Source organism: Clostridium amylolyticum (assembly GCF_900142075.1).
Lineage (GTDB): Bacteria > Bacillota > Clostridia > Clostridiales > Clostridiaceae > Clostridium_AA > Clostridium_AA amylolyticum.
In genome coordinates, this window is the sequence record NZ_FQZO01000011.1 from 26,651 (window position 1) to 48,450 (window position 21,800).

The 21,800-nt window shown below is 32.3% G+C and carries 23 protein-coding genes, 1 tRNA gene and 1 riboswitch; of the genes, 18 read left to right on the forward strand and 6 right to left on the reverse strand.

Going from position 1 to position 21,800, the window contains the following annotated elements:
• Positions 1–116 precede the first annotated feature (116 nt).
• Complete coding sequence (glcT, locus tag BUA82_RS18385; protein ID WP_073011976.1) at positions 117–965, forward strand: glucose PTS transporter transcription antiterminator GlcT; 849 nt, start codon at positions 117–119, stop codon at positions 963–965.
• 41 nt (positions 966–1,006) lie between these two features.
• Here glcT and BUA82_RS18390 read toward each other — a convergent pair whose 3' ends face one another.
• Entirely contained in the window at positions 1,007–1,486 is a 480-nt protein-coding gene (locus tag BUA82_RS18390) for a PTS sugar transporter subunit IIA (protein WP_073011979.1), read from the reverse strand.
• A 174-nt stretch (positions 1,487–1,660) separates the two neighbouring features.
• Here BUA82_RS18390 and BUA82_RS18395 point away from each other — a divergent pair, with 174 nt between their 5' ends.
• The 3 genes from BUA82_RS18395 (at position 1,661) to BUA82_RS18405 (ending at position 3,635) form a co-directional block, all read left to right on the forward strand.
• Positions 1,661–2,281: a DUF975 family protein gene (locus BUA82_RS18395; RefSeq protein ID WP_073011982.1), complete on the forward strand. Its 621-nt coding sequence runs from the start codon at positions 1,661–1,663 to the stop codon at positions 2,279–2,281.
• Positions 2,282–2,366: 85 nt separating this feature from the next.
• Positions 2,367–3,311, forward strand: a complete 945-nt coding sequence (locus BUA82_RS18400) for a patatin-like phospholipase family protein (protein ID WP_073011985.1) — start codon at positions 2,367–2,369, stop codon at positions 3,309–3,311.
• A gap of 117 nt (positions 3,312–3,428) precedes the next feature.
• Positions 3,429–3,635, forward strand: coding sequence for a cold-shock protein (locus BUA82_RS18405; RefSeq protein ID WP_073011988.1), 207 nt, complete (start codon positions 3,429–3,431; stop codon positions 3,633–3,635).
• An 81-nt stretch (positions 3,636–3,716) separates the two neighbouring features.
• On the opposite strand, the gene BUA82_RS18410 is transcribed toward BUA82_RS18405, so the two are convergent.
• The 4 genes from BUA82_RS18410 to BUA82_RS18425 form a co-directional block, all read right to left on the reverse strand.
• On the reverse strand, positions 3,717–4,244 hold the full coding sequence (locus BUA82_RS18410; RefSeq protein ID WP_083600023.1) for a DUF6512 family protein: 528 nt from the start codon (positions 4,242–4,244) through the stop codon (positions 3,717–3,719).
• Positions 4,245–4,355: 111 nt separating this feature from the next.
• The gene (locus BUA82_RS18415; RefSeq protein WP_073011992.1) at positions 4,356–5,201 is read right to left on the reverse strand and encodes an ABC transporter permease; all 846 of its coding nucleotides are present in this window, start codon (positions 5,199–5,201) and stop codon (positions 4,356–4,358) included.
• Positions 5,202–6,152: an ABC transporter permease gene (locus BUA82_RS18420; RefSeq protein WP_073011995.1), complete on the reverse strand. Its 951-nt coding sequence runs from the start codon at positions 6,150–6,152 to the stop codon at positions 5,202–5,204.
• Positions 6,153–6,225: 73 nt separating this feature from the next.
• Positions 6,226–7,803, reverse strand: coding sequence for an ABC transporter substrate-binding protein (locus BUA82_RS18425; protein ID WP_073011998.1), 1,578 nt, complete (start codon positions 7,801–7,803; stop codon positions 6,226–6,228).
• Positions 7,804–8,138: 335 nt separating this feature from the next.
• On the opposite strand from BUA82_RS18425, the gene BUA82_RS18430 reads away from it, so the two are divergent.
• From BUA82_RS18430 to BUA82_RS18465, 8 genes are all read left to right on the forward strand, one after another.
• On the forward strand, positions 8,139–9,344 hold the full coding sequence (locus tag BUA82_RS18430) for an MFS transporter (protein WP_083600024.1): 1,206 nt from the start codon (positions 8,139–8,141) through the stop codon (positions 9,342–9,344).
• A 311-nt stretch (positions 9,345–9,655) separates the two neighbouring features.
• Positions 9,656–10,372 (forward strand): transaldolase, encoded by a 717-nt coding sequence (locus tag BUA82_RS18435; protein WP_073012001.1) that lies wholly within the window; start codon positions 9,656–9,658, stop codon positions 10,370–10,372.
• A 24-nt stretch (positions 10,373–10,396) separates the two neighbouring features.
• On the forward strand, positions 10,397–10,849 hold the full coding sequence (locus BUA82_RS18440; RefSeq protein WP_073012005.1) for a PTS sugar transporter subunit IIA: 453 nt from the start codon (positions 10,397–10,399) through the stop codon (positions 10,847–10,849).
• A 10-nt stretch (positions 10,850–10,859) separates the two neighbouring features.
• Positions 10,860–11,141, forward strand: a complete 282-nt coding sequence (locus BUA82_RS18445; RefSeq protein ID WP_073012008.1) for a PTS sugar transporter subunit IIB — start codon at positions 10,860–10,862, stop codon at positions 11,139–11,141.
• Between the two features lie 11 nt (positions 11,142–11,152).
• Positions 11,153–12,517 carry a PTS ascorbate transporter subunit IIC gene (locus BUA82_RS18450; protein WP_073012011.1) on the forward strand — a complete coding sequence of 455 codons (1,365 nt, stop codon included), beginning with the start codon at positions 11,153–11,155 and terminating at the stop codon, positions 12,515–12,517.
• A gap of 120 nt (positions 12,518–12,637) precedes the next feature.
• The gene (locus tag BUA82_RS18455; RefSeq protein ID WP_073012014.1) at positions 12,638–14,788 is read left to right on the forward strand and encodes a BglG family transcription antiterminator; all 2,151 of its coding nucleotides are present in this window, start codon (positions 12,638–12,640) and stop codon (positions 14,786–14,788) included.
• Between the two features lie 101 nt (positions 14,789–14,889).
• Positions 14,890–14,966 (forward strand) — tRNA-Ile (locus tag BUA82_RS18460).
• Positions 14,967–15,290: 324 nt separating this feature from the next.
• Positions 15,291–15,917 (forward strand): hypothetical protein, encoded by a 627-nt coding sequence (locus BUA82_RS18465; RefSeq protein WP_073012019.1) that lies wholly within the window; start codon positions 15,291–15,293, stop codon positions 15,915–15,917.
• 125 nt (positions 15,918–16,042) lie between these two features.
• On the opposite strand, the gene BUA82_RS18470 is transcribed toward BUA82_RS18465, so the two are convergent.
• A complete protein-coding gene (locus BUA82_RS18470; protein WP_073012022.1) occupies positions 16,043–16,546 on the reverse strand; it encodes a hypothetical protein in 504 nt (167 codons plus the stop codon).
• Positions 16,547–16,664: 118 nt separating this feature from the next.
• Here BUA82_RS18470 and BUA82_RS18475 point away from each other — a divergent pair, with 118 nt between their 5' ends.
• The 6 genes from BUA82_RS18475 (at position 16,665) to BUA82_RS18500 (ending at position 21,769) form a co-directional block, all read left to right on the forward strand.
• Positions 16,665–16,967 carry an HNH endonuclease gene (locus BUA82_RS18475; protein WP_073012025.1) on the forward strand — a complete coding sequence of 101 codons (303 nt, stop codon included), beginning with the start codon at positions 16,665–16,667 and terminating at the stop codon, positions 16,965–16,967.
• A gap of 29 nt (positions 16,968–16,996) precedes the next feature.
• The gene (locus BUA82_RS18480; RefSeq protein WP_073012028.1) at positions 16,997–18,325 is read left to right on the forward strand and encodes a S41 family peptidase; all 1,329 of its coding nucleotides are present in this window, start codon (positions 16,997–16,999) and stop codon (positions 18,323–18,325) included.
• 55 nt (positions 18,326–18,380) lie between these two features.
• A riboswitch (TPP riboswitch) is annotated at positions 18,381–18,479 on the forward strand.
• A gap of 95 nt (positions 18,480–18,574) precedes the next feature.
• Positions 18,575–19,243 carry a thiaminase II gene (gene tenA, locus BUA82_RS18485; protein WP_073012032.1) on the forward strand — a complete coding sequence of 223 codons (669 nt, stop codon included), beginning with the start codon at positions 18,575–18,577 and terminating at the stop codon, positions 19,241–19,243.
• Positions 19,244–20,011, forward strand: coding sequence for an ABC transporter ATP-binding protein (locus BUA82_RS18490; RefSeq protein ID WP_073012036.1), 768 nt, complete (start codon positions 19,244–19,246; stop codon positions 20,009–20,011). It begins immediately after the preceding gene.
• Entirely contained in the window at positions 20,008–20,790 is a 783-nt protein-coding gene (locus BUA82_RS18495) for an ABC transporter permease (RefSeq protein WP_073012038.1), read from the forward strand. Before BUA82_RS18490 ends, BUA82_RS18495 begins: the two co-directional genes overlap by 4 nt.
• Positions 20,771–21,769 carry an ABC transporter substrate-binding protein gene (locus BUA82_RS18500; protein WP_073012041.1) on the forward strand — a complete coding sequence of 333 codons (999 nt, stop codon included), beginning with the start codon at positions 20,771–20,773 and terminating at the stop codon, positions 21,767–21,769. Before BUA82_RS18495 ends, BUA82_RS18500 begins: the two co-directional genes overlap by 20 nt.
• Positions 21,770–21,800 lie beyond the last annotated feature (31 nt).

Below are 21,800 nucleotides of genomic sequence, written 5' to 3' on the forward strand. Positions count from 1 at the left end.
AATTTTCATTAGTAGTATTATTTGTATTTTTAATAATAAAATTCATATAGATAAACTCTTTGTTTTGTATTAAAATTAAGCATAATAATATTATTTAAATAATGTGGAGGAGTATTATGGAAGGAATTACATTAACTGAAAAAAGTTCTGTAATTAAATCCTTTAATAATAATGTGGTATTGGTAAGCTACAAAGGAATGGAAACTATATTATTTGCAAAAGGCATAGGCTTTGGAAAGAGAATGGGAGATGTTATACCTGAAAATACCGTGGTAGAGAAAATATTTAATCTTCAGGATAAACAAAATGCTAAAAATTTTACCACTATAATACAGGATGTAGACAATTCCATAGTAGGACTTATTGAAGAGGTTATTTACTTTATTTCTTATGAGCTGGGAGAAGAACTTAGTGAAAATATTCATGTATCCCTTACGGATCACATTTCCTTTGCTATTAAGAGATTGCAGAGAGGAGAGGCTATAGAAAATCCATTTTTAATTGAAACAGAAACCTTGTACAAGGATGAATATTCTATAGCTAAAAAAGCTGCTGAAAAGCTTGAGAAGGCCATTTCTATAAAGATACCTGAGGGGGAAATAGGATTTATAGCCTTATACATCCATTCAGCTAGGCATAAAGGAACTCTTTCTAATACTTTGCAGTATAATTATATTTTTAAGGATGTATTGAATCTGATAGAAAAAGATATGCACATAAAAGTTGATAAAAAATCTTTAGATTATGCTAGATTCATAACCCATGTAAGGTTTACCATAGAGAGAATCACTAAGGAAATTCCTTTAAACAATGATTTGCTTTATATTATAAAAGAAAAGTATCCTGTGGCTTTTAATACTGCATTTAAGGTAGGCAAACTAATAGAAAGGGCACTGAAAAAAGCAATTTCAGAGGATGAAGTGGCATATCTAGCAATGCACTTAGAACGGTTTAAAAGAAATTAAACACATAATAATAAGCCTGCCCATTGTAGACAGGCTTATTATTATTTCATTTTGTAATCAATAACCGCTGTTTTACCAGCTTCAGCATTTTCACCTATAGCTCCGTTAATATCCTTTACTATTTCTGTATTGGTTATAAGAGCAAGGGTAACAAGTGAATAGCCAGATTTTTCAATGAAGTCTTTATCTACTCTTACAATAGGAGTTCCAGCTTTTACTTTAGTGCCTTGTTCGGCTAATCTAGTAAAGCCTTTACCGTTTAGGGCTACTGTGTCAATTCCTATATGAATTAATAATTCAACTCCATTTTTTAAAGTTAACGCGAAAGCGTGGTTGGTATTAAAAATCAAGGTTAATACTCCATCAGCAGGGGCAACTATTTCATTGCTAGTAGGTTCTATAGCTACGCCATCTCCAGCAAGTTTTTGAGAAAAAACTTCATCTGGAACTTGGCTTAAGTCTACTACCTTACCTGAAACTGGTGAAAGTATCTCCTGATTTTTCTTAAAAAAATTGAACATTGCTTTTTCAATCCTTTCCTAGAAAATAACTTTCTTAGAGAATAAATTTTCATATACTAATACTATCACATTTTATAAAAAAAATTCCATGTTATAAAATATTTTTATAAAAAAAGTTATAAACATAATAAAAAATGAATATATATTTAAATAATATCGCTTTAAGGAGCTTTCATGGAAAGATCACAGGGCTATTTTACTCGCGAAGAGTTAAAGAGTAGTGCAAAGGCATCATTATGTAACCATTGGTGTTCATCTACTATAGTTTGTATTATTGCTATAACTTTATACACAGCACCTGGATTAATAAGTGAAAAAACTAATGTCTTTTTTCTACTCATCCCAGGACCAATATCCTTTGGCTTGAGTCTATATTTTTTAAGGCTGTCACGGAATGAAAGAGCCAAGATTACTCATCTTTTTCAAGGCTTTAGGCATTTTCGTAGAACTTTAGCAACCTACCTATTATGCATGCTTTTTATACTTTTATGGGGATCTATCCTGATAATACCAGGTATAATAGTTAGTATTTCTTACTCTCAAGTGTTTTTCATCTTGGCAGATAACCCGGAAATCCCAAGTACAGAGGTAATGGAAATAAGTAAGAATATGATGCAGGGATATAAATGGGATTACTTTTTGCTGCAGCTTAGTTTTTTAGCTTGGGGAATATGCTGCATCCTCACCTTAGGCATAGGATTCTTTTGGCTGATTCCATATATTAAAACCACTAATGCTAATTTTTATTTAAAAGTAAAGGCAAATTATAATCCTGTAAATTTCCAAATATTTTAAAATTTTTATATGAAATATTTAATTGTTATATGGTATTATAAAGTTAATCCACAAGGACTAGCTTTATTTTATTGGAGGGGTTTTAATGAAAATAGGCTTGGTATTAGCAGGTGGCGGCGGTAAAGGTGCTTATCAGATAGGTGTTTGGAAAGCTTTTAAAGAATTAGGTATAGACAAGTATATCCAAGGGGTATCCGGTACCTCTATAGGTGCACTAAACGCCGTTTTATTTGCCCAAGGTAATTATGACATAGCAGAATCCATATGGATGGATATCACTAGGGAAAAGGTTCTGCCCATAGATAATAAAGAGCTTTTTGCCAAAGGTGTAAAACTATTTATAGGAAATAAAAATATTAATTTTATAAAGAAGTACTCGCCTAAACTTTTAGAACAAGGGAATGTATCTAGACAGGGACTTTTAGATATTATAGATATTAATGTAGATTTTAATAAGGTTAAATCTTCCGCTATGCCTATATATGCTACTTGTACTGAAGTCCCAGAAATAAGAACCAAGTATTTTAGGTTAAATGACTATGATGAGGACACCATAAAAAGTATATTGTTTGCTACTTCTGCTTTACCTTCAGTATATGAATGTGAAGAAATAGAATCACGAAAATACGTAGATGGAGGTATGGTGGACAATGTACCCATACAACCTTTATACGGAGAAGGCTGTAATATAATATTTGTAGTGCATTTAACTAGGGAACACTATGTAGACAAAAGCAATTTTCCTAATGCCAGAATAGTAGAGATAATTCCTAGTTCTGAGCAAGGGGGAGTATTTAATGGAGTGCTAGACTTCACTCCAGAAGGGGTAAGAAAAAGGATAATAACAGGTTACGAAGACACTATGAATCTTATAGAGCCACTTCTAGAGTTGGGAAAACTTCAGCTTAAAAAAGCCCCTGCAGAAGCTGTTACTAATATAGGAAAAAATATTGCGGAGAAGTCTAAGCAAATTACTGATAATATAGTAAAGTTATACAAAAAAGTTCCAAATAAAAAGATAGATTCTTAATTATATAAAAGGAGTATTTTAAGAGTTTTTGTGCATAATAAGCCTATGATAGGATATACAAAGCTTACGGTATTATAAAAGTACACATCCTATCAAAATCAGCTTTGGAGGTTTGTTATGTACACAGGAACAGTAAAATGGTTTAACAATGAAAAAGGTTATGGATTTATCTCTGGAAATGATGGCGAAGACGTTTTTTTGCATCATTCTCAAATTAAAGAAAAAGGTTCTAATAAGGAGCTTAATGAAGGACAGCAGGTCTCCTTTGATATAGTTCTAAAGGAAAAAGGCCCTCAGGCCATAAATGTTCAGATGTTAGAATAATATTAAAAATCAGGTGATAATTATAAACTTACAGAGGTAAGAAATTATAATTATCACCTGATTTTTTATAGGCATTTAATGCTACTTAATTTTAGTGGGAGCTTGAAATATTTTAAAATCCGGTGGATAGTAGGTAAAGCACATGAATAGTAAAGCCAGGGCAAACATTGCTATAAAGCATATAAGATTAAGTATCCTCATATCTTTAGTGCACTTTAAGATATTATAGCAAAGTATATGTCCTATTAATGCAGCTACAAAATAAAGGGATATATCTACTGCCAGTATAGAATGCTTTGTAAAATAGGTATAGGCATAAAAAACCACTACTATAATAATATTCATCACCACTGCAGCAGTAAGCTTTCCTATAAAAAAGTTCCTTGCAGTTTCCTTAATAGAATAATTTTGAATAATGCTAAAAAATAAGATGGAAAAGAAGCCAAGTTTAAGGTGCTCCCAAATACTTTCATTAATAGGGCTAAAAAGTCCCACTAAACTGTTTTGTCCAGACCATTCATAGGTAAAATGCAGCATAGAACCTATCACAGCAGTAAAAACAAAGGCTGCTATTTCTAAGCAAAGCAATTTTTTGTCTGTTTCATACATATTCAAAGCTCCCTTAACAAAATATATTATACCTATATATTTTATGCTTATGTATGCCATTATATTATTCTAAATTTTTAATTATAGCAGGGCTCTAAGCTTGATTACAAATTATCCTTCTTGTGTTTTGGGTTCAAAGGTTGTTCTTATGTGATCACCTAATATATTAAAGCTAAGTACTGTGAAAAGTATCAATAACCCTGGAAAAATAGCAAGGCTTGGCACCTCTGACATATACCCTTGAGCATTTTGCAGCATGCTTCCCCAGGAAGCATTGGGTTGTTGAACTCCTAGTCCTAAAAAGCTTAAGGAAGATTCCATAAGTATAGCTTGGGCGATATTTATGGTAGATGCCACCATGATGCTTGGAAAGACATTAGGAATTATATGTTTAAATATTATTTTTCTTGTTTTTATGCCCTGAGATATAGCTGCAGTAACATATTCTCTCTCTTTTATGGATAAGGTTTCACTTCTTATTATCCTTGCTACAGTCATCCAACTAAACAGAGATATTATTATTACTATAGTTATAAGTCCTGGTTTTAAGTATACATTTAGAGTTAAAATTAAGAAAAAGCTTGGTATACTCATAAGTATATCTATAAGTCTCATGAAAAAGTTATCTATAAACCCTCCCATATATCCGCTAATAGCCCCTATAAGGGTTCCTAGGGTAGTGGCCATTATCATGGCTGTAAAGCCTACCATTAAAGATACTCTTCCTCCAAAAAGTGCTCTGGTAAAGTAATCTCTTCCCATATCATCCGTACCGAAAAGATGTTTAAAGCTGGGGTTTTCTAGTCTTTCAGCAACACTTATCTTATTCGGATCATAAGGGGATAAAAAAGCTAAGGTACATGCTACTATAAGTAATAAAAGTACTATTATTGAAATAATGGCTGGCTTATTTTTCTTTAAAGATGTCCAGAAATGCCTTGAACTTTTATTTTCCACTTATATCACCGCCTTTACTCTAGGATCCACTATGCCATAAAGTATGTCTGAAATAAGATTACCTAGTATAACCATCACCGAGGATAGCATGGTAATTCCCATGATAAGTGGATAATCAAAGCTAAATATAGAGTTTATTCCTAGCCTTCCCATGCCTGGCCAACCAAATATAGTTTCTGTGATAAAAGCTCCTGCTATAAGATCAGGGAGAGACATTCCTAATATAGTAACTATAGGAAGCAATACGTTCCTTAGCACATGTTTTGTAAAAACCCTTTTTAAAGTAAGTCCTTTACTCACCGCAGTACGCACATAATCTTCCTTCATTTGAGTAATAGCATTGGTTCTTATATATCTTGTGATTATAGCAGTATTTTGAATGCTTAGTACAAGAGCTGGCATGATAGTATGTTTTAGTACATCCCAAAAGGAATTAACACCTACAGTTCTCATTCCTACACTAGGTAGAATTCCTAACTTGCTAGAAAAGGTTACAATAAGTATCATTGCAAACCAGAAAGAGGGGATGGATATTCCTATATAGCTAAAAAATGATATTATACTGTCTGTAAATTTACCTTTATGGAAGGCGGATAAGAGACCTAATGTTATACCTATTATTACTGAAAATACTAAGGATACTCCCATTAACCATAATGTAGCAGGAATTCTTCCTAAAATTTCAGCGGTTACAGGTCTATAATTTACTAAAGAATATCCTAAATCACCTTTTAAAACCCCTGAAACCCATCTTAAGTACTGGATATATATAGGCTTATCCAAGCCTAGGTTATGACGTACCATTTCCACCTGTGCAGCGCTCATCTTAGGAGTTACAAAGGCCTGTACAGGATCTCCAGGTGCTAATTTTATTAACGAAAAGGATATTACAGAAACTATAATTAATATGGGTATAGCCTGAAGCACTCGTTTCAATATATATCTGCCCATGACAAACCTCCTTGATAATTAATTTGTCACTTGCCAAGTGACTGGCACCTGACAAGTGACAAATTGATTTTTTTTATTCTGTAAAGTAAAGCTTGGAAAGGTCTCTAAACATGAAGATTGGAACTGTTTCCGCTTCTTTAACTCCACCTATACGCTTGTCTACAGCTATTATAGATTTTGGGTAAGCTATAGGGTACAGTGGAAGACCTTCAGCTAGTTGTTTTTGGATATTAGTGTATATTTCTGCTCTTTTCGTCTTGTCTGTTTCTACTATGCCTTTGTTCCAAAGCTCATCTATCTTTGTATCACTAAAGGAACCATAGTTGTTAGGGTTTCCTGAAAGGAATAATGGTCTATAGGAATCAGGTTCGCTTCCCATAACATATCCGTTAAAGGCAAGATCAAAGTCTTTATTTTCTTTTGGTTTAGTAAGCTTTTGATAGAAAGCGGATCTTTCCATAGGCATAAGATCTATGGTTATTCCTATTTCTTTAAGGCTTTGCTGAACTATAAGAGCTTGAGCTTCCATATCTTTTTTGGAGTTTATGTAAGCTAGCTTTAATTTAACATTGCTTACACCGGCTTTATTTAAAAGTTCTTTTGCTTTATTTATATCTTGATCAAATTTATTTACATCCTTAGTTTGATATAAGGTATCAGGAGTAAATACTGAATAAGCTTTTTCAGCGTTTTCATCAGAAATATAAGCTGCTTTTACTAGTTCATCTTTATTTATAGCATATGCTATAGCTTGACGAACTTCTAATTTTTTAAGTACCTCATTATTTTGGTTATACACCATGTTGTTTAGCATACCTTCAATATAGGTATATACACTAAGTTTTGAATCCTTCTTAAACTTCTCTGCATCCTTTGGCTCTATGTATTTAACGGAAATTTCTCCATTTTGGAGAGCTACATTAGAGGAGTTAGGATCTGGAAGTACTCTGTATACTACACTATCTAGGTGAGGTTTTCCACCAAAGTAATCATCATTTTTTACAAGGGTTACACTTTCACCCTTTTTAGCTTCCTTAAATTTGAAAGGTCCTGAACCAATAGGAGTTTCATTTTTGCTGCTTTTTGCAATATCTGCTTCCCCTTCAAATATGTGTTTTGGAAGAGGTGATATCTGACTTATAGCAGAGACAAAGGCCATAGTAACGGTAGGAAGCTTAAACTCTAAGGTTAAATCATCCACTTTCTTATATTGCACAAGCTTGTCACCTATAACTAAATAATCTCTAAGGAATGAGTTTTGTTTTTCATCCATGATTTTATCCAAGGTAAACATAAGATCATCCGCAGTAATAGCTTTTCCATCATGCCATTTTAAATCCTTTTTTAACTTTAAAGTATAAGTAAGGAAATCTTCAGAAGCTTTAAAGCTTTCCGCAAGATAGTATTTAATCTCACTGCCTTCTACAATAAATAAAGGGGAAAACAATGTGTTATTTATAGTCATAGTAGTTCTGTCATTACCATATAGGGGATTTAATACTGCTGGGTCTGAGCCCACAGCCATTATAAAGGTACCGCCTTCTTTTTTTCCTCCCTGAGCTTTGCCTTCCTTTGAAGACTTGCTTCCGCAGCCTGCTGCAAAAATAAGTGAAACTGCTAATATAGAGGCAATTATCTTTTTAGATTTCATAAAAATCCTCCTTGAATTAAAATTACACATTATTAATCTATGATTATAGAATATATGCATTTTAATTATAATGTGTCCACGAAAGGGTATCAAATAGGCATTGTCAATAGATAAGCATTATTCTATTAGGCATAGTAATAGTAATATTCATTATAATTAAGGCAGTTATATTTTTGTTAAAAATTAAGAGGAAATATATGGAATATATTTCTTAATTTCATGCTAATCTTCATATAATTTATGGTATGATATATTCTAATAGAGTACTAATGGCTTGTATCATGTAACATTTATTAGATATAGAAGAATATTAATTTTGGAAAGGTGGAATTTAATTGGAAAGAAAAATGACCTTGAAATATGCTGCCTTGCAGGGGAGTTATTGGATGACTTTTTGTTCTATAGTGGTGTATTCCTCAGTTTTTTTGCTTTCCAGGGAATTTTCTGCTAGCCAAATTGGTATCTTAATAGCTTGGGCAAATATTTTTTCCGTGGTGTTGCAGCCAATTATCGCAGGATTTGCGGATAAATCTAATAAGATAACCATACAAAGACTGGCGGTTTTAATTGCCCTAGGAGGCTTGGCTCCTTTGGGGATTATACTTTTTATACCTAACGTTAAGCTTGTAGTAGCAGGCCTTTTCATTATAGTTATCACCGCAGTAGGTATTTTAATGCCCTTGATTAATGGAATCAGCGTTTATTATGAAAATAAGGGATATAATATTAATTTTGGACTAGCAAGAGGTATAGGCTCCTTGTCCTTTGCGGTAGCCTCTTATATTTTAGGTTACCTAATAAAGAAGCAGGGAGAAAATATTATTTTAGTAGCAGCCATGATTTTATTTGCATTTATGATTTTAATGCTGAATATGTTCAAAATAAAGAATGTTGATAGTTCTCCAGAGCAGAAAAAAAGCCCTGTGAAGAGTAAAGACAAATATTTCTTCCAGGAATATAAGATGTTTTCATTATTACTTTTAGGAGTTGTATTTCTTTTTGCCTTCCACAATATGATAAATACCTATCTTGTGCAGATAATTACCCATGTGGGAGGAGATAGCAAAGATATGGGGATCTCCCTTGCCATTGCAGCCCTTTGTGAGCTTCCTGCTATGTTCTTATTTTCAAAGGTAGTAAAGAAAATCAGCGCTGATAAGCTGTTGAAGCTTTCAGGAATATTCTTTACTATAAAGTCTGTGGCCTTCTATTTCGCCCATAGTGTAGTTATGATTCATCTAAGTCAGCTGCTTCAAGTACTATCCTTTGCACTTTATATCCCAGCTTCAGTGTACTATGCTAATCAGGTTATGAAGGAAGAAGATAAAATTAAGGGGCAAGCCTTATTTACTGCGGCTCTCACTGCAGGAGGAATGGTAGGAAACCTTTTAGGGGGATACCTTATAGATTATAAGGGAGTTTCCACTATGCTTTTATGGTGCATTGCATTTTCCACAGCAGGAATGATAATATTCTTCTTTTCTGCAAGGAAAGTGGGAAATTATGAGCTTAATGAAGCAAAAGGAGAATATATTTCATAAGACTACTTTTACAAATACTTATTTACTCAAAAATAAGTAATATACAGCTTTGAGCAAATTTTTTGCTTTTTTGTGCATTACACAAATTTCATATATCTAAATAGCTTGACTTATAGGTCAGGCTATTTTTTATGCTGAAAATTATTGAAAGGTATATAGCTCTCAACCAAGTAAGAATCTAATTAATAGCATATCAAATACTTTTTTGCCACAAGTAAGGGGAAAGATAATGAACTTTATAGGCATGATGTAAACGTATATAATCAAGATACAAACAAGGAACAAACAGCTTACATAGGAGGAATGATGTAATGAATATAAAAGATTTAAAAGTAAAAATATTTGCAGACGGTGCTGACTTAAAAGGCATGTTAGAGGAATATAACAAAGGTATAGTAAGCGGATTTACTACAAACCCTTCACTAATGAAAAAAGCTGGAATAAAAGATTATAAAGCTTTTGCTAAAGAAGTTTTAGGAAAGATAACTGATATGCCAGTATCCTTTGAAGTTTTTTCTGATGACTTAGAAACCATGGAAAAGGAAGCAAGAATAATCGGAAGTTTAGGAGATAACGTTTATATTAAAATTCCTGTAACTAACACTAAAGGAGAATCTACAGTACCTCTTATAGAGAAACTTTCACAAGAAGGATATCATCTTAATGTAACAGCAATTTTTACAGTGGAACAAGTACAAGCTGTAGTGGATGCTTTTAAACCAGGAGTTAAAAACATAGTTTCAGTATTTGCGGGAAGAATAGCAGATACAGGAGCAAATCCTATAGAAATAATGAAAAAATCCAGTGAAATCTGCAAAAAGGTTGAAGGAGTAGAACTTCTTTGGGCAAGTTGCAGGGAAGTTTATAATATAATAGAAGCCGATGAATGTGGATGTGAAATTATCACAGTAACCAACGATGTACTTGGAAGATTAGATAATATAGGAAAAGACCTAGGAGAATACTCCTTGGAAACTGTAAGAGGATTCTTCAAAGATGCATCCAGCTTAGGATTTTCAGTACTTTAAGGGAACCAGAGGGGCGTGAACAGTATGCTTAAGGAATTATTAAATGAAAAAACAGTGGAAGTAAAGGTTAAAGCACAAGACTGGAAAGATGCAGTTAAAATTGGTGGAGAATTATTAGAAAAGGACGGGAAGATAGAACATAGATATATAGAAGCTATGGTGGAAACCGTTAATAAGATAGGAGCATATATAGTAATTGCCCCAGGGCTAGCAATGCCTCACGCAAGACCAGAATGTGGAGCTAAAGAAATAGGGATGAGTTTAATAACTTTAGAAAATCCAGTACCTTTTGGAAATGAAGAATATGATCCAGTAGATTTAGTTATACTATTTTGTGCCGTAGATAACTCTTCACATATCAAGCTTTTAGCGGAATTTATGGAGCTTATAGAAGATGAAGACTTTTTAAGTACTGCAAGAAGCGCTGACAATAAGACAAGTATTTTAAATTATATACAAAATAAACAATATAGTTAGGAGGGATATTATGAAAATATTAACAGTATGCGGAAACGGTATAGGAAGCAGCTTGATGCTGGCTATGAAGGTAGAAGAAATCTGCAAAGAAAACGGCATCAATGCTACAGTAGAATCTACAGATTTCAACTCAGCTCAAGGTAAGAAAGCAGACCTTATAGTTACTGTAAAAGAACTGGCTATTCAGTTTGAAGGCATGGACGTAGCAGTGGTTAGAAGTTATGTGAATAAAAAGAAAATCGCTGAAGATGTGCTAGACATAATTAAAAATAAATATGAAAAAATTAAATAGGGGGAAATAATATGGTAGCAATACTTGAATTTTTACGTGACGTTCTTAAACAACCTGCATTATTAATGGGTCTTATGGCTCTTGTAGGACTTATAGCTCTTAAAAAGCCAGCTCATAAAATTATGACAGGTACTCTTAAGCCTATATTAGGATATATAATGCTAGGTGCAGGTGCTGACTTTATAGTAAATAACCTTGATCCTCTAGGAAAGATGATAGAACACGGTTTTCATATTAATGGTGTAGTTCCAAACAATGAAGCTATAGTTTCAGTGGCTCAAAAGCTTCTTGGAGTAGAAACTATGTCAATTCTAGTAGTAGGACTTTTAGTTAATATAGTTATTGCTAGATTTACAAAATATAAATATATATTCTTAACAGGACATCATAGCTTTTTCATGGCTTGCTTACTTTCAGCAGTATTAGGAACTTCAGGCATGAAGGGAACAGAACTTATTTTAATTGGTGGATTTATATTAGGTGCCTGGAGTGCTATATCACCTGCAATAGGACAAAGATATACACTTAAAGTAACTGATGGTGATGAAATAGCTATGGGACACTTTGGTAGCTTAGCTTACTACATCTCTTCTTGGGTAGGCGGATTAGTAGGAAAGCCAGAGGATAGTACAGAGAACATAGAAATCCCAGAACAATGGGGATTCTTAAGAGATACCACTATATCTACAGCCATAACCATGATAGTATTTTACCTAGTAGCTGCTATAGCTGCAGGTCCAGCTTTCGTATCTACTTTATCAGATGGTACACAACCAATACTATTTGCTATAATGAGTGCATTAAAATTTGCAGTAGGTGTAACTATAGTTTATAACGGTGTTAGAATGATCCTAGGAGATCTTATCCCAGCTTTCCAAGGAATTGCTACAAAGATTATACCAAATGCTATTCCAGCGGTGGACTGTGCAGTATTCTTTACTTATGCTCCAACAGCAGTAGTTATCGGATTTATAAGCTCCTTTATAGGTGGAGTAATAGGGATGGTTATACTAGGAGCCTTAGGCGGAGTACTTATAATACCAGGACTTGTACCTCACTTCTTCTGTGGAGCTACAGCGGGTATTTATGGTAATGCTACAGGAGGAAGAAGAGGAGCCACTATAGGAGCCTTCGTTAACGGTTTACTTTTAAGCTTTGCCCCAGCGTTATTACTTCCAGTACTTGGATCTATAGGATTCCAAAACACAACCTTTGGTGACTTTGACTTTGGAGTGCTTGGAATAGTATTAGGAAAAGCATCCAACATGTTAGGAAAGACAGGTATATTTATAATAGTAGCTGTTATGGTAGCTGCACTTATAATACCAAACTTCCTTAAAACAAAAGCTAAAGCTATAAACAACATAGAAATGTAACACATCTTGGGGAATTGTATATTTGCAATTCCCCAATTTGCAATATAAAATTTTGCATATCAACGTATAAAAGGTTCTCCTTTTTAATTTATAAAAACCTTTTAAAGAGAAGGTGATATATTGCTTAATAAAAGAAATTCTAATATATTAAATTTTATTATAAATTCCAAGAATCCAGTTACCACAAAAGAACTAGCAGATAGCTTTCATGTAAGTGAAAGAACTATAAGGTATGATCTTGATAATATAGACTATTTTTTAAGTGAAAATAAGCTTGAAGTTTTAGATAGAAAGCCTAGTGTGGGTATATCTTATAAAGTCTCTCCTCAAGAGCTTAAAAAGATATCCTCGGTTTTTAATGATATAGATAACTATGACTATGCCATGTCTCAAGAAGAAAGAGTGAAATATATTATATGTGAACTCCTTCAAAATAACAATTTCATTACCATAGATAAGCTATCAGAAGAACTATCCGTTAGCAAAGGAACTATATTAAAAGATATAGAATTTTGTAAGGAATGGATGGAGAAAAACAGTTTAAAGCTTAAAAGCATAAGAGGAAAAGGTATGAAAGCAGTAGGTGAAGAGAAGCACCTAAGAAAAGCAGCCACTAAAATATTTGATGAAAGCTTTGATACCATAGAGCTTCTAGAAGTATTAAAAGAAAATTTCTGCAAAAAAGAAAATACTAATATTAATATATTTATCAATAAGTTATTTAAAGATATAGATATAGCCTATATAGAAAAATGTATATCTATTGCAGAGAATCAGATGGAAGCTACTTTTTCCGATGATGCTTTTAATGCACTTTTAATACATTTGGCTATTGCAGTAAAGAGGATACAGCTAGGAAAAGATATAATTATGGATAAAGAAGAGCTTAAAGCCTTAAGAAAAATAAAAGAGTTTTCCGTAGCTTCTGCCATAGCAAAGATGCTGGAAGATAAATTTAATATAATTGTGCCTGAAGAGGAAATAGGATATGTAACCATACATCTCTTAGGAAGCAATGTAACCACTGTGGAAGAGTTAGATAAGGATAATTGGTTAGAGATAAGAATTATGGCCTCCAAGCTTATTGAAGAAATGGAAAATAACACAGGGTGCTATTTAAAACATGATAAACAGTTATTTAATGGATTGCTTCAACATTTAAGACCTGCTATTTACAGATTAATTCACGATATAGAAATTAAAAATCCACTTATAGAAGAAATTAAGGAATCTTATAAAAAAGTGTTTAGTGCTGTAAAAACCTCTATAGGCTTTATTGAAAAAAAGTACTTAAAGGAATTTAGTGATGAAGAAGTAGGGTACTTAACGCTGCATTTTCAAGCTTCCATTGAAAATAATAAGGATAAAGATATAAAGAAACCAGATGTATTAGTAGTATGCGCCACGGGCATAGGAACCTCTAAAATGGTATCTGCAAGGCTTCAAACCTTATTTGATATAAATATAGTAGATACTATTTCTTATAGAGAAGTAGAAAAGGCTTTAGATAAACACTCGGTAGATGTAATTATTACCACAGTGCCTCTTAAGTTGAAAGGTATAAGGTGCGTTCAAGTTAATCCATTTTTATCAGAAAAAAATATAAGTGAACTTAACTTAATATTTTCTAAATTATATAGCAATAAAAAAGGAAATAGTAAAGATAATGGTAAAGCTAATCTAAATATTGATGAATTAATAGAAGTTATTAAAGGAAGTACCGATATAAACAATTTAGATAAGCTAAAAAATGATTTAAAAGAATATTTACAGTTAGGTGTAGGTAAAAAAATACCTGAGGTTAAACCGGATCTTCAAGATATATTAAAAAAACAATGCATAGCGCTAAACTTAGAAGCTAAAACCTGGGAAGAGGCAGTTAGGTTAAGCGGTGGGCTTCTATTGAAAAACAACTACATTAAAGAAAGCTATATTGATGCCATGGTAAAAACCGTAAAGGAGATGGGACCTTATATAGTGATAGTTCCAGGTATAGCAATGCCCCACGCAAGACCTGAGGACGGAGTTAAAGCTATTGGTGCCAGCCTGGTAACCTTAAAAGAACCAATAAACTTTGGTGATAGTGAAAATGATCCTGTAAAAGTTATAATAGCCATATGCTCCACAGACCACATAAGTCATATGAAAGCTCTATCTCAACTTATGAAAGTCATGGAAAGCCCGAATTTTTTAGAGAATATATTAAAAGTTCATAGTTCTGAAGGAGTACTAGAATATATAGAAAATCTAGTGGCTTTCCTTGGCAAATAGATTAAAAATTGCTATGGGATATTTCATTAAAACCATATTGACACCATATATCAAGCCGAGTATAATAACTTATGTGTTAATGAATTTTAGCACTAGGTTATGGATCTTTAGCTCAGTTGGTTAGAGCAACCGGCTCATAACCGGTTGGTCCGGGGTTCGAGTCCCTGAAGGTCCACCATAAAAAGTTGCAAACTTACGTTTGCAACTTTTTTAATTTAGAATTTACATTTTAGTGATTATAATATTTTATATTACTATTTTTCCAGTTTCCTTTTCAACCTTCTAAAAAAAGAATTACCTTTACTAAATAAAGGTACTATACTAAAAATTATTCATATGCAACATAGCTTACTTTAATAAGGTGAGCTTTTTTTATTAAAGCTTTGTTTATATGAATCGTAATAAAAAGATTTACAGCATATCATAACCTATTGTGTAAATATTTTACATATAATAAGATGTTAATATATCAATTAGGCAATTTAATAAGTGAGGTAAAATTATGAAAAGAATAAAATCTGTTATGTTAGGATTAACCCTTATTATAGGAATTGGATTAATATATAACTATATCCAACTAAATAAAGTGAAAGAAGTATCAATATCATCAAATTATATTAAGTATGAATCCGCAGAGGAGTTAGAAAAAGGTGCTGAATTAATTCTAATTGGTAATACAAAAACTGAATTTATGAAAAGAGAACATATTACAACTTTTATGTCAAATGGTGCAATAGCTGACTTTTATACTTTGCTTGACTTTAATATAAAAGAAGTTGTAAAAAAACCAAGTGATTTTTCTCTAGATTCCAGTAAAATGATTAAAATTATTGAACCAGCTGGATTTATTACGAAAGAAAAAATAAAGAGTGAAGAACACAATGTTAATACCATAATTAAAGATGAAACATATGAACCATTAGAAAAAAACGTTGATTATATAGTTTTTCTGAAAAAAAATGATAAAGGTCAATATGGCATTATAAATATGTATAGAGGCAAATTTGAGTTAAATAAAAATATAAATCCTAAATTTCATTCTAATGAAGAAGAACTTGACAAGTCTTATAAAAAAATGAAGGAAGAAGTTTTGAAAAAGTACTCAAACAATATAGAAAAAATAAAATAGTACTAATTCTTTTCCAGAAAAACTACCCTTCATTCTAAATCCTAAATTATTTACTTCCCTTTTCTAATTCGTTTACATAATATATAATAAATAGGGATTAAATACAATTTTATAATGTTATGAAACTATAAATTTTTCATAATATCTTTAAGCTTTGAGGTGGAGTTTTCATCTATATATATATAGGATTTGTGGAAATAGATAGCTTTTTTACTTTTTATATCTACCCAAAGGGGATAAACCTCTCTTGTACCATCAAAATAATTTAAGATAATCTTGTATTGAGTTTTTTGGGAAGGTTCAGGTGCTATTTGTTTTTTGGAAGTATTTAAACATGAAAAAATTACATCTATATCTTCAGTCTTTCTAAAATACCAGTTCTTTAAGATAGAGCTTTCCCTAAATTCCTCAGACTTGTATATTTCTATAGTTTCCACATCTGAGCTTAAAGAAGTTTTTCTAGCTGATGTAGTGTTTACTTCATTTATCTTCGTAGAATCTAGAGATTTTGAAGGAAGAAGTGATAGAGCTAATGCTGCTAGGAATAAAATTATACATAATAGTATTACATGATTTCTATTATAGTTAAAATTTGAAGTATTACCTTTAGATAAATAACTAGATTTCAAACCAATAACCTCCTATTATTTATAAAAAATGGATGTTGCTATAATTATAACATATTATACTATAAATGGATTAAATTTCAAATAATTTGAAAATTAAAACAACTAGGAGTGATTATGCTTGGAATTTTCTGAAGAGAAGATTTGTGAGCTTTGTGGGAGAAAGGGTATAGAAATTACAATTCATCACCTTATACCTAAAAAAGAAGGGGGCAAAGACATGCCCACTGCAAGGCTTTGTATACCCTGTCATAGACAGATACATGCCTTATATTCCAATAGAGAATTAGCTCTAAGACTTAATACCATAGAAAAACTTCAGGAAGATGAAAAAATATCTAAATATTTGCGTTGGATAAAAAAGCAACATTCTTTGAATGATATAAAGATTAGAAAGTCTAGAGAGAGAAGGATGAAAAAATAGAAATATATCGATTATAGGGGGACTTTATTATGAAGAGGAGCATTAAAATATTCCTATGGATAGGTGCTAGTTTGTTATTGATATCTTTAGTATTTTGTGGGTACTTATACTTTTTTAAACCTATTAGTATGCACAAGCCATTGGTTTATAGTTCAAAAGGCAATGTTGTTTTAGAGAAAGAATTAACAAAAGAAGAGGTTAAGGAAGACGTTAAATCGATGATAAACATAATTGAAGAAACTCATCCAATATTTTTAGAGGGGGAAAATAAAAAATACCAAGCAGCTAAAGAGAATTTTATAAAGGTATGTAATAATGCTATGACTACTTCACAATTCCAATTAGAAGCATCTAAATACCTGTGTTCTTTGGAAGATGGACATACGGGAATTAGATGGAATGAGGTGGAAGCTTTAGATATAAACTGGCTATACTTAAATGGAAAACTCAGTTTGATGGATAAAGATAATAAAATCATAGATAAAGAAGTAGTAAAAATTAATGGTATAAATATTGAGGCTTTGATAAAAGGTGTTAAAGAGATATTTCCTGCTGAAAATTATGTGGCAGAAAATAAAAACATAGCTAATAGATTGAAGGGAAAGCTAGCATTAGAAGCATTAGGGGTAGAGGTTAATGATAAAGTCCCTCTAACCATAAAAGGTAACAATGGATATGAAGATATTACAGTAAAATATGCACCAATAAATAATACAGGTAACTATAGCCGTGAGATATCCAGTAAGAAAATAGATAGTAAAACCTTTTATATAAGATTAGGTATTTGTGAAGTAAATAATTCTTTGAATTCTGTAATTGAAGATTTAAAAAGTGCAATGAATGAAGGGGGAACTAATGTAATAATCGATGTTAGAGATAATCCAGGAGGAAACTCGCAGGCTTGCACTAAGCTTTTGGACGCTATGAATATGAAGCCGGGACACTTTGGGGCAGTAATAAGATTTTCTCCATTAGCTCAAAAATATAGAGGATATTTAAGAAGCCACGGTAAGGTGATCCTGTCAAATAGCAATAGTTCAAAGAAGAATGAAAACATAGACTTATATGTTATTACTAACGAGAATACCTTTAGTTCAGCACAGTGGTTAGCTACTTGGGTTCAAGATGGAAAATTAGGAGATATAGCAGGTTCAGCAAGTAGTAATATGCCTTCATCCTACGGAGATGTGGTTTATTTTCAATTATCAAATTCTAAAATAGAAGGCAGTGTTTCACATAAAAAATTTACTAGACCTGATAGCAGCAAAGATAAAGAAAGAGCATTAGAACCAGATATTAAGGTAGAGATAGGTCAAGATCCATTACAAAAAGTCAAAGAGATAATAAAAGAAAAATAAATATTTCTTAAGGAAAGTCATTATTGACATTATTTTATTTAAAGTATAAAATCTAGATGTGCACTAGGGGAGCCATTATGGCTGAGATGAAATTTTCAGACCCTTTGAACCTGCACTGGATAATGCCAGCGAAGGGAAGTTGTAAGATAATACAAAATATAAATCTAAAATTCACATAGGTTTACAGTTATTGGATTATTAAACTCTTTTCGATGGTATTGAAAATACTATTTGGAAGGAGTTTTTTTAATGGAATTTTCACAAAGATTATTATTAAAAGGTAAGCCCCTTTGGGAAGCTTGTTTGGAGCATCCTTTTCTCAATGAACTTGGGAAGGGGGTTTTAGAGGAAGATAAGTTTTGTTTCTACGTTAAACAGGATTATGTTTATTTAATAGACTACATAAAACTTTTTGCCCTGGGAATGGTGAAATCTGATAGTTTAGAAGATATGCAGGCCTTTTCTAAATGTGCAAATGCCATAGTAAATATTGAAATGGATGCACATATTGAATTTGCAAAGAAGTTTGGAATAACTAAAGAAGAACTGGAAGCTACAAAGCCAAATGCTGATAATTTATCCTATACCAAGTTTATGCTTCAAGTATCTACAGAAGGGTCCTTAGCGGAACTAGTGGCTGCCTTGCTTCCTTGTATGTGGAGTTATGCCTTTATAGGCAAGACTTTAGCTAAAGACCAAAAAGCATTAGAGCATCCACTTTATAGGGAATGGATACTTAACTACGCCAGTGAAGAATTTAATAATGAAACAGATTGGTGTATCAAATTAATGGACAAAGTAGCCGAAGGACTTCCAGAAAGGCACCTGCAAAAATTAGAGGAGATTTTCATCCTGTCCTCAAAATATGAATATATGTTTTGGGATGGATGTTATAAAAAAGAAGGTTGGATTATTTAGATGAAGGCATTAGAAATTAAAAATTTATCCTTTAAATATAAGGATTCAAGCAGGCTTATAATCGATGATTTATCCTTTAGTATAGATAAAAATGAGTTTGTTACGATTATTGCACCTAGCGGCACAGGGAAAAGCACTCTTTTCAGATTGATTTTGGGGTTATTACAGCCTCAAAAGGGCAGCATACAATTATTAAAAGAAGGTAATAAAAATATTATAGGGTATATGCCTCAAAAGGACTCTTTAATGCCTTGGAGAAATATCCTTGATAATACCTCCGTGGGGCTTGAATTAAATGGTTATAGCAAGAAAGAAGCGAGAAAGATGGCAGCTGCATCCTTTGAAGGTTTTGGGCTTAAAGGTACAGAAAAGTTATACCCTCATGAACTATCAGGGGGTATGAGACAAAGAGCCTCCTTTTTAAGGGCTGTAGTAAATAATCCTTCAATACTCTTATTAGATGAACCCTTTTCTTCTTTAGATGCATTAACCAGAAGAAAGATGCAGGCATGGTTACTAGAGCTCTGCCAAAGGGAACAGAATACGGTATTTATGATAACTCATGATATTGAGGAGGCCTTGCTTTTATCTGATAGAATACTCATTTGTACTGAACTCCCCTATAAAAATTTAAGGTCTATAGATATTAACCTTAAAAGACCTAGAAACTATGAAACCACACTTTCTAATGAATTTATAGAGCTGAAAAGACTTGTCCTTAATATTCTTGATGGCTTAGAAGAAAATAAAGGGGGAAGGGAAGAATGAAGAAACTTAAGGATTATGTATTCCCTCTGATATTATTAATTCTCATACTCTTAGCTTGGGAGTTTTTAATACCTTATTTTAAAGTCCCCCATTATATTTTACCTAGATTATCTAAAACCCTTAAAGCTTTATTTACTCAAAGAGAGCTGCTGTATAAACATTCTCTGGTAACCTTAGGGGAAGCAATACTAGGACTTAGTATATCTGTAGTAATAGGAATACTTTGTGCCCTTTCTATATATCTTTGGAGGAATGTGGGTAAAACTTTATATCCAATTATAATTTTTTCTCAAACGATTCCTATCATAGCTTTATCTCCTATTATGGTTATGTGGTTTGGGTATACCATATGGTCAAAGGTAGCAGTAGTTGTGCTGTTCTGCTTTTTCCCTATAGTCATAAGTACTCTGGATGGCTTAAATGGTGTTGATAAAGACTTAGAGGATGTTTTAAAGGCCTTAGGAGGAAGTAAATTTCAGATATTTTTTAAACTTCATGTAAATTCTGTACTGCCTAATTTTTTAAGCAGCTTCAAAATAGCTGCTACCTATAGCATTTCAGGAGCTACCATAGGAGAGTGGCTAGGAGCTGAAAGGGGATTAGGCATATATATAAAAAGGGCGGCAGGGATGCTGCAATCAGAAGCGGTTTTTGCAGGGGTGTTAGTTCTATCATTTTTAGGATTAATGCTGTTTTCAATAGGCTTTTTGTTAGAGAAGATTTTGTTAAAATATAGAAGAGGAATAAAAGGAGATAATTATGAAATTAAAAAAAGTTAGAATTTTATTAGTAATGATGATTGCAGTTAGTCTAGTGTTAAGTGCATGTTCTAATAATAATAATAAAGAAAAAAGCACTACTAAAGAGTTGAAAGAAGTTAATGTTCTTTTAGATTGGTATCCCAATGCAGTACATTCCTTCTTATATGCTGCTGAAGAACAAGGTTATTTTAAAGAAGCAGGGTTAAAAGTTAATTTAATTACACCAGCAGGCACCGATGATGGAATTAAGTTAGTAGCTTCCAATAAAGCTGATTTAGCCATAAGCTATCCAAAACAGGTTATTTTAGCTAGAGGGGAAAATATTCCAGTTAAATCAGTAGGAGCTATAGTTAGAAGTTCATTGAATCAACTTATGGTTCGCAGTGATTCAGGGGTTAAAACATTAAAAGATATGGAAGGGAAAAAAGTTGGTTATCCATCCTTTGATATTGATAAGGAAACTGTGAAAACAATGGTTAGTACAGCTGGTGGAGATCCTTCAAAGGTACAGTTTGTAGATGTAGGTTATGAACTAATGGCTGGTATAGAAACTAAAAGAGTTGATGGAATCATAGGCGGATATATAAACCATGAAAAGATATTACTAGAAAAGGAAGGCATTAAATTAGATACCTTTAATCCTGTAGATTATGGAGTAGCAAATAACTATGAATTAGCCTTTATTGCCAGTGACCATGGAATAAAGAATAATAATGACACTATACAAGCTTTCTTAAATGCTGCTAAAAAAGGATTTGAATACACTAAAACTAATTCTGATAAAGCTTTAGATTTAGTATTAAAGGTTCAAGACAAAAGTTTCCCACTAGATACAGAAGTAGAAAAAAAGAGCCTGCAGATATTGCTGCCTCTTATGGAGAATGAAAGTGGTAAATTCTTAAGTCAAGATGAAGAGAATTGGAATAACAATGCGAAATGGTTAAAAGACAGGAATTTACTTAAAGGTAAGGTTGACAGCAAAGATCTATTTAAATAACTTTGAAATCTAAAATGGTAGAAAATTAATA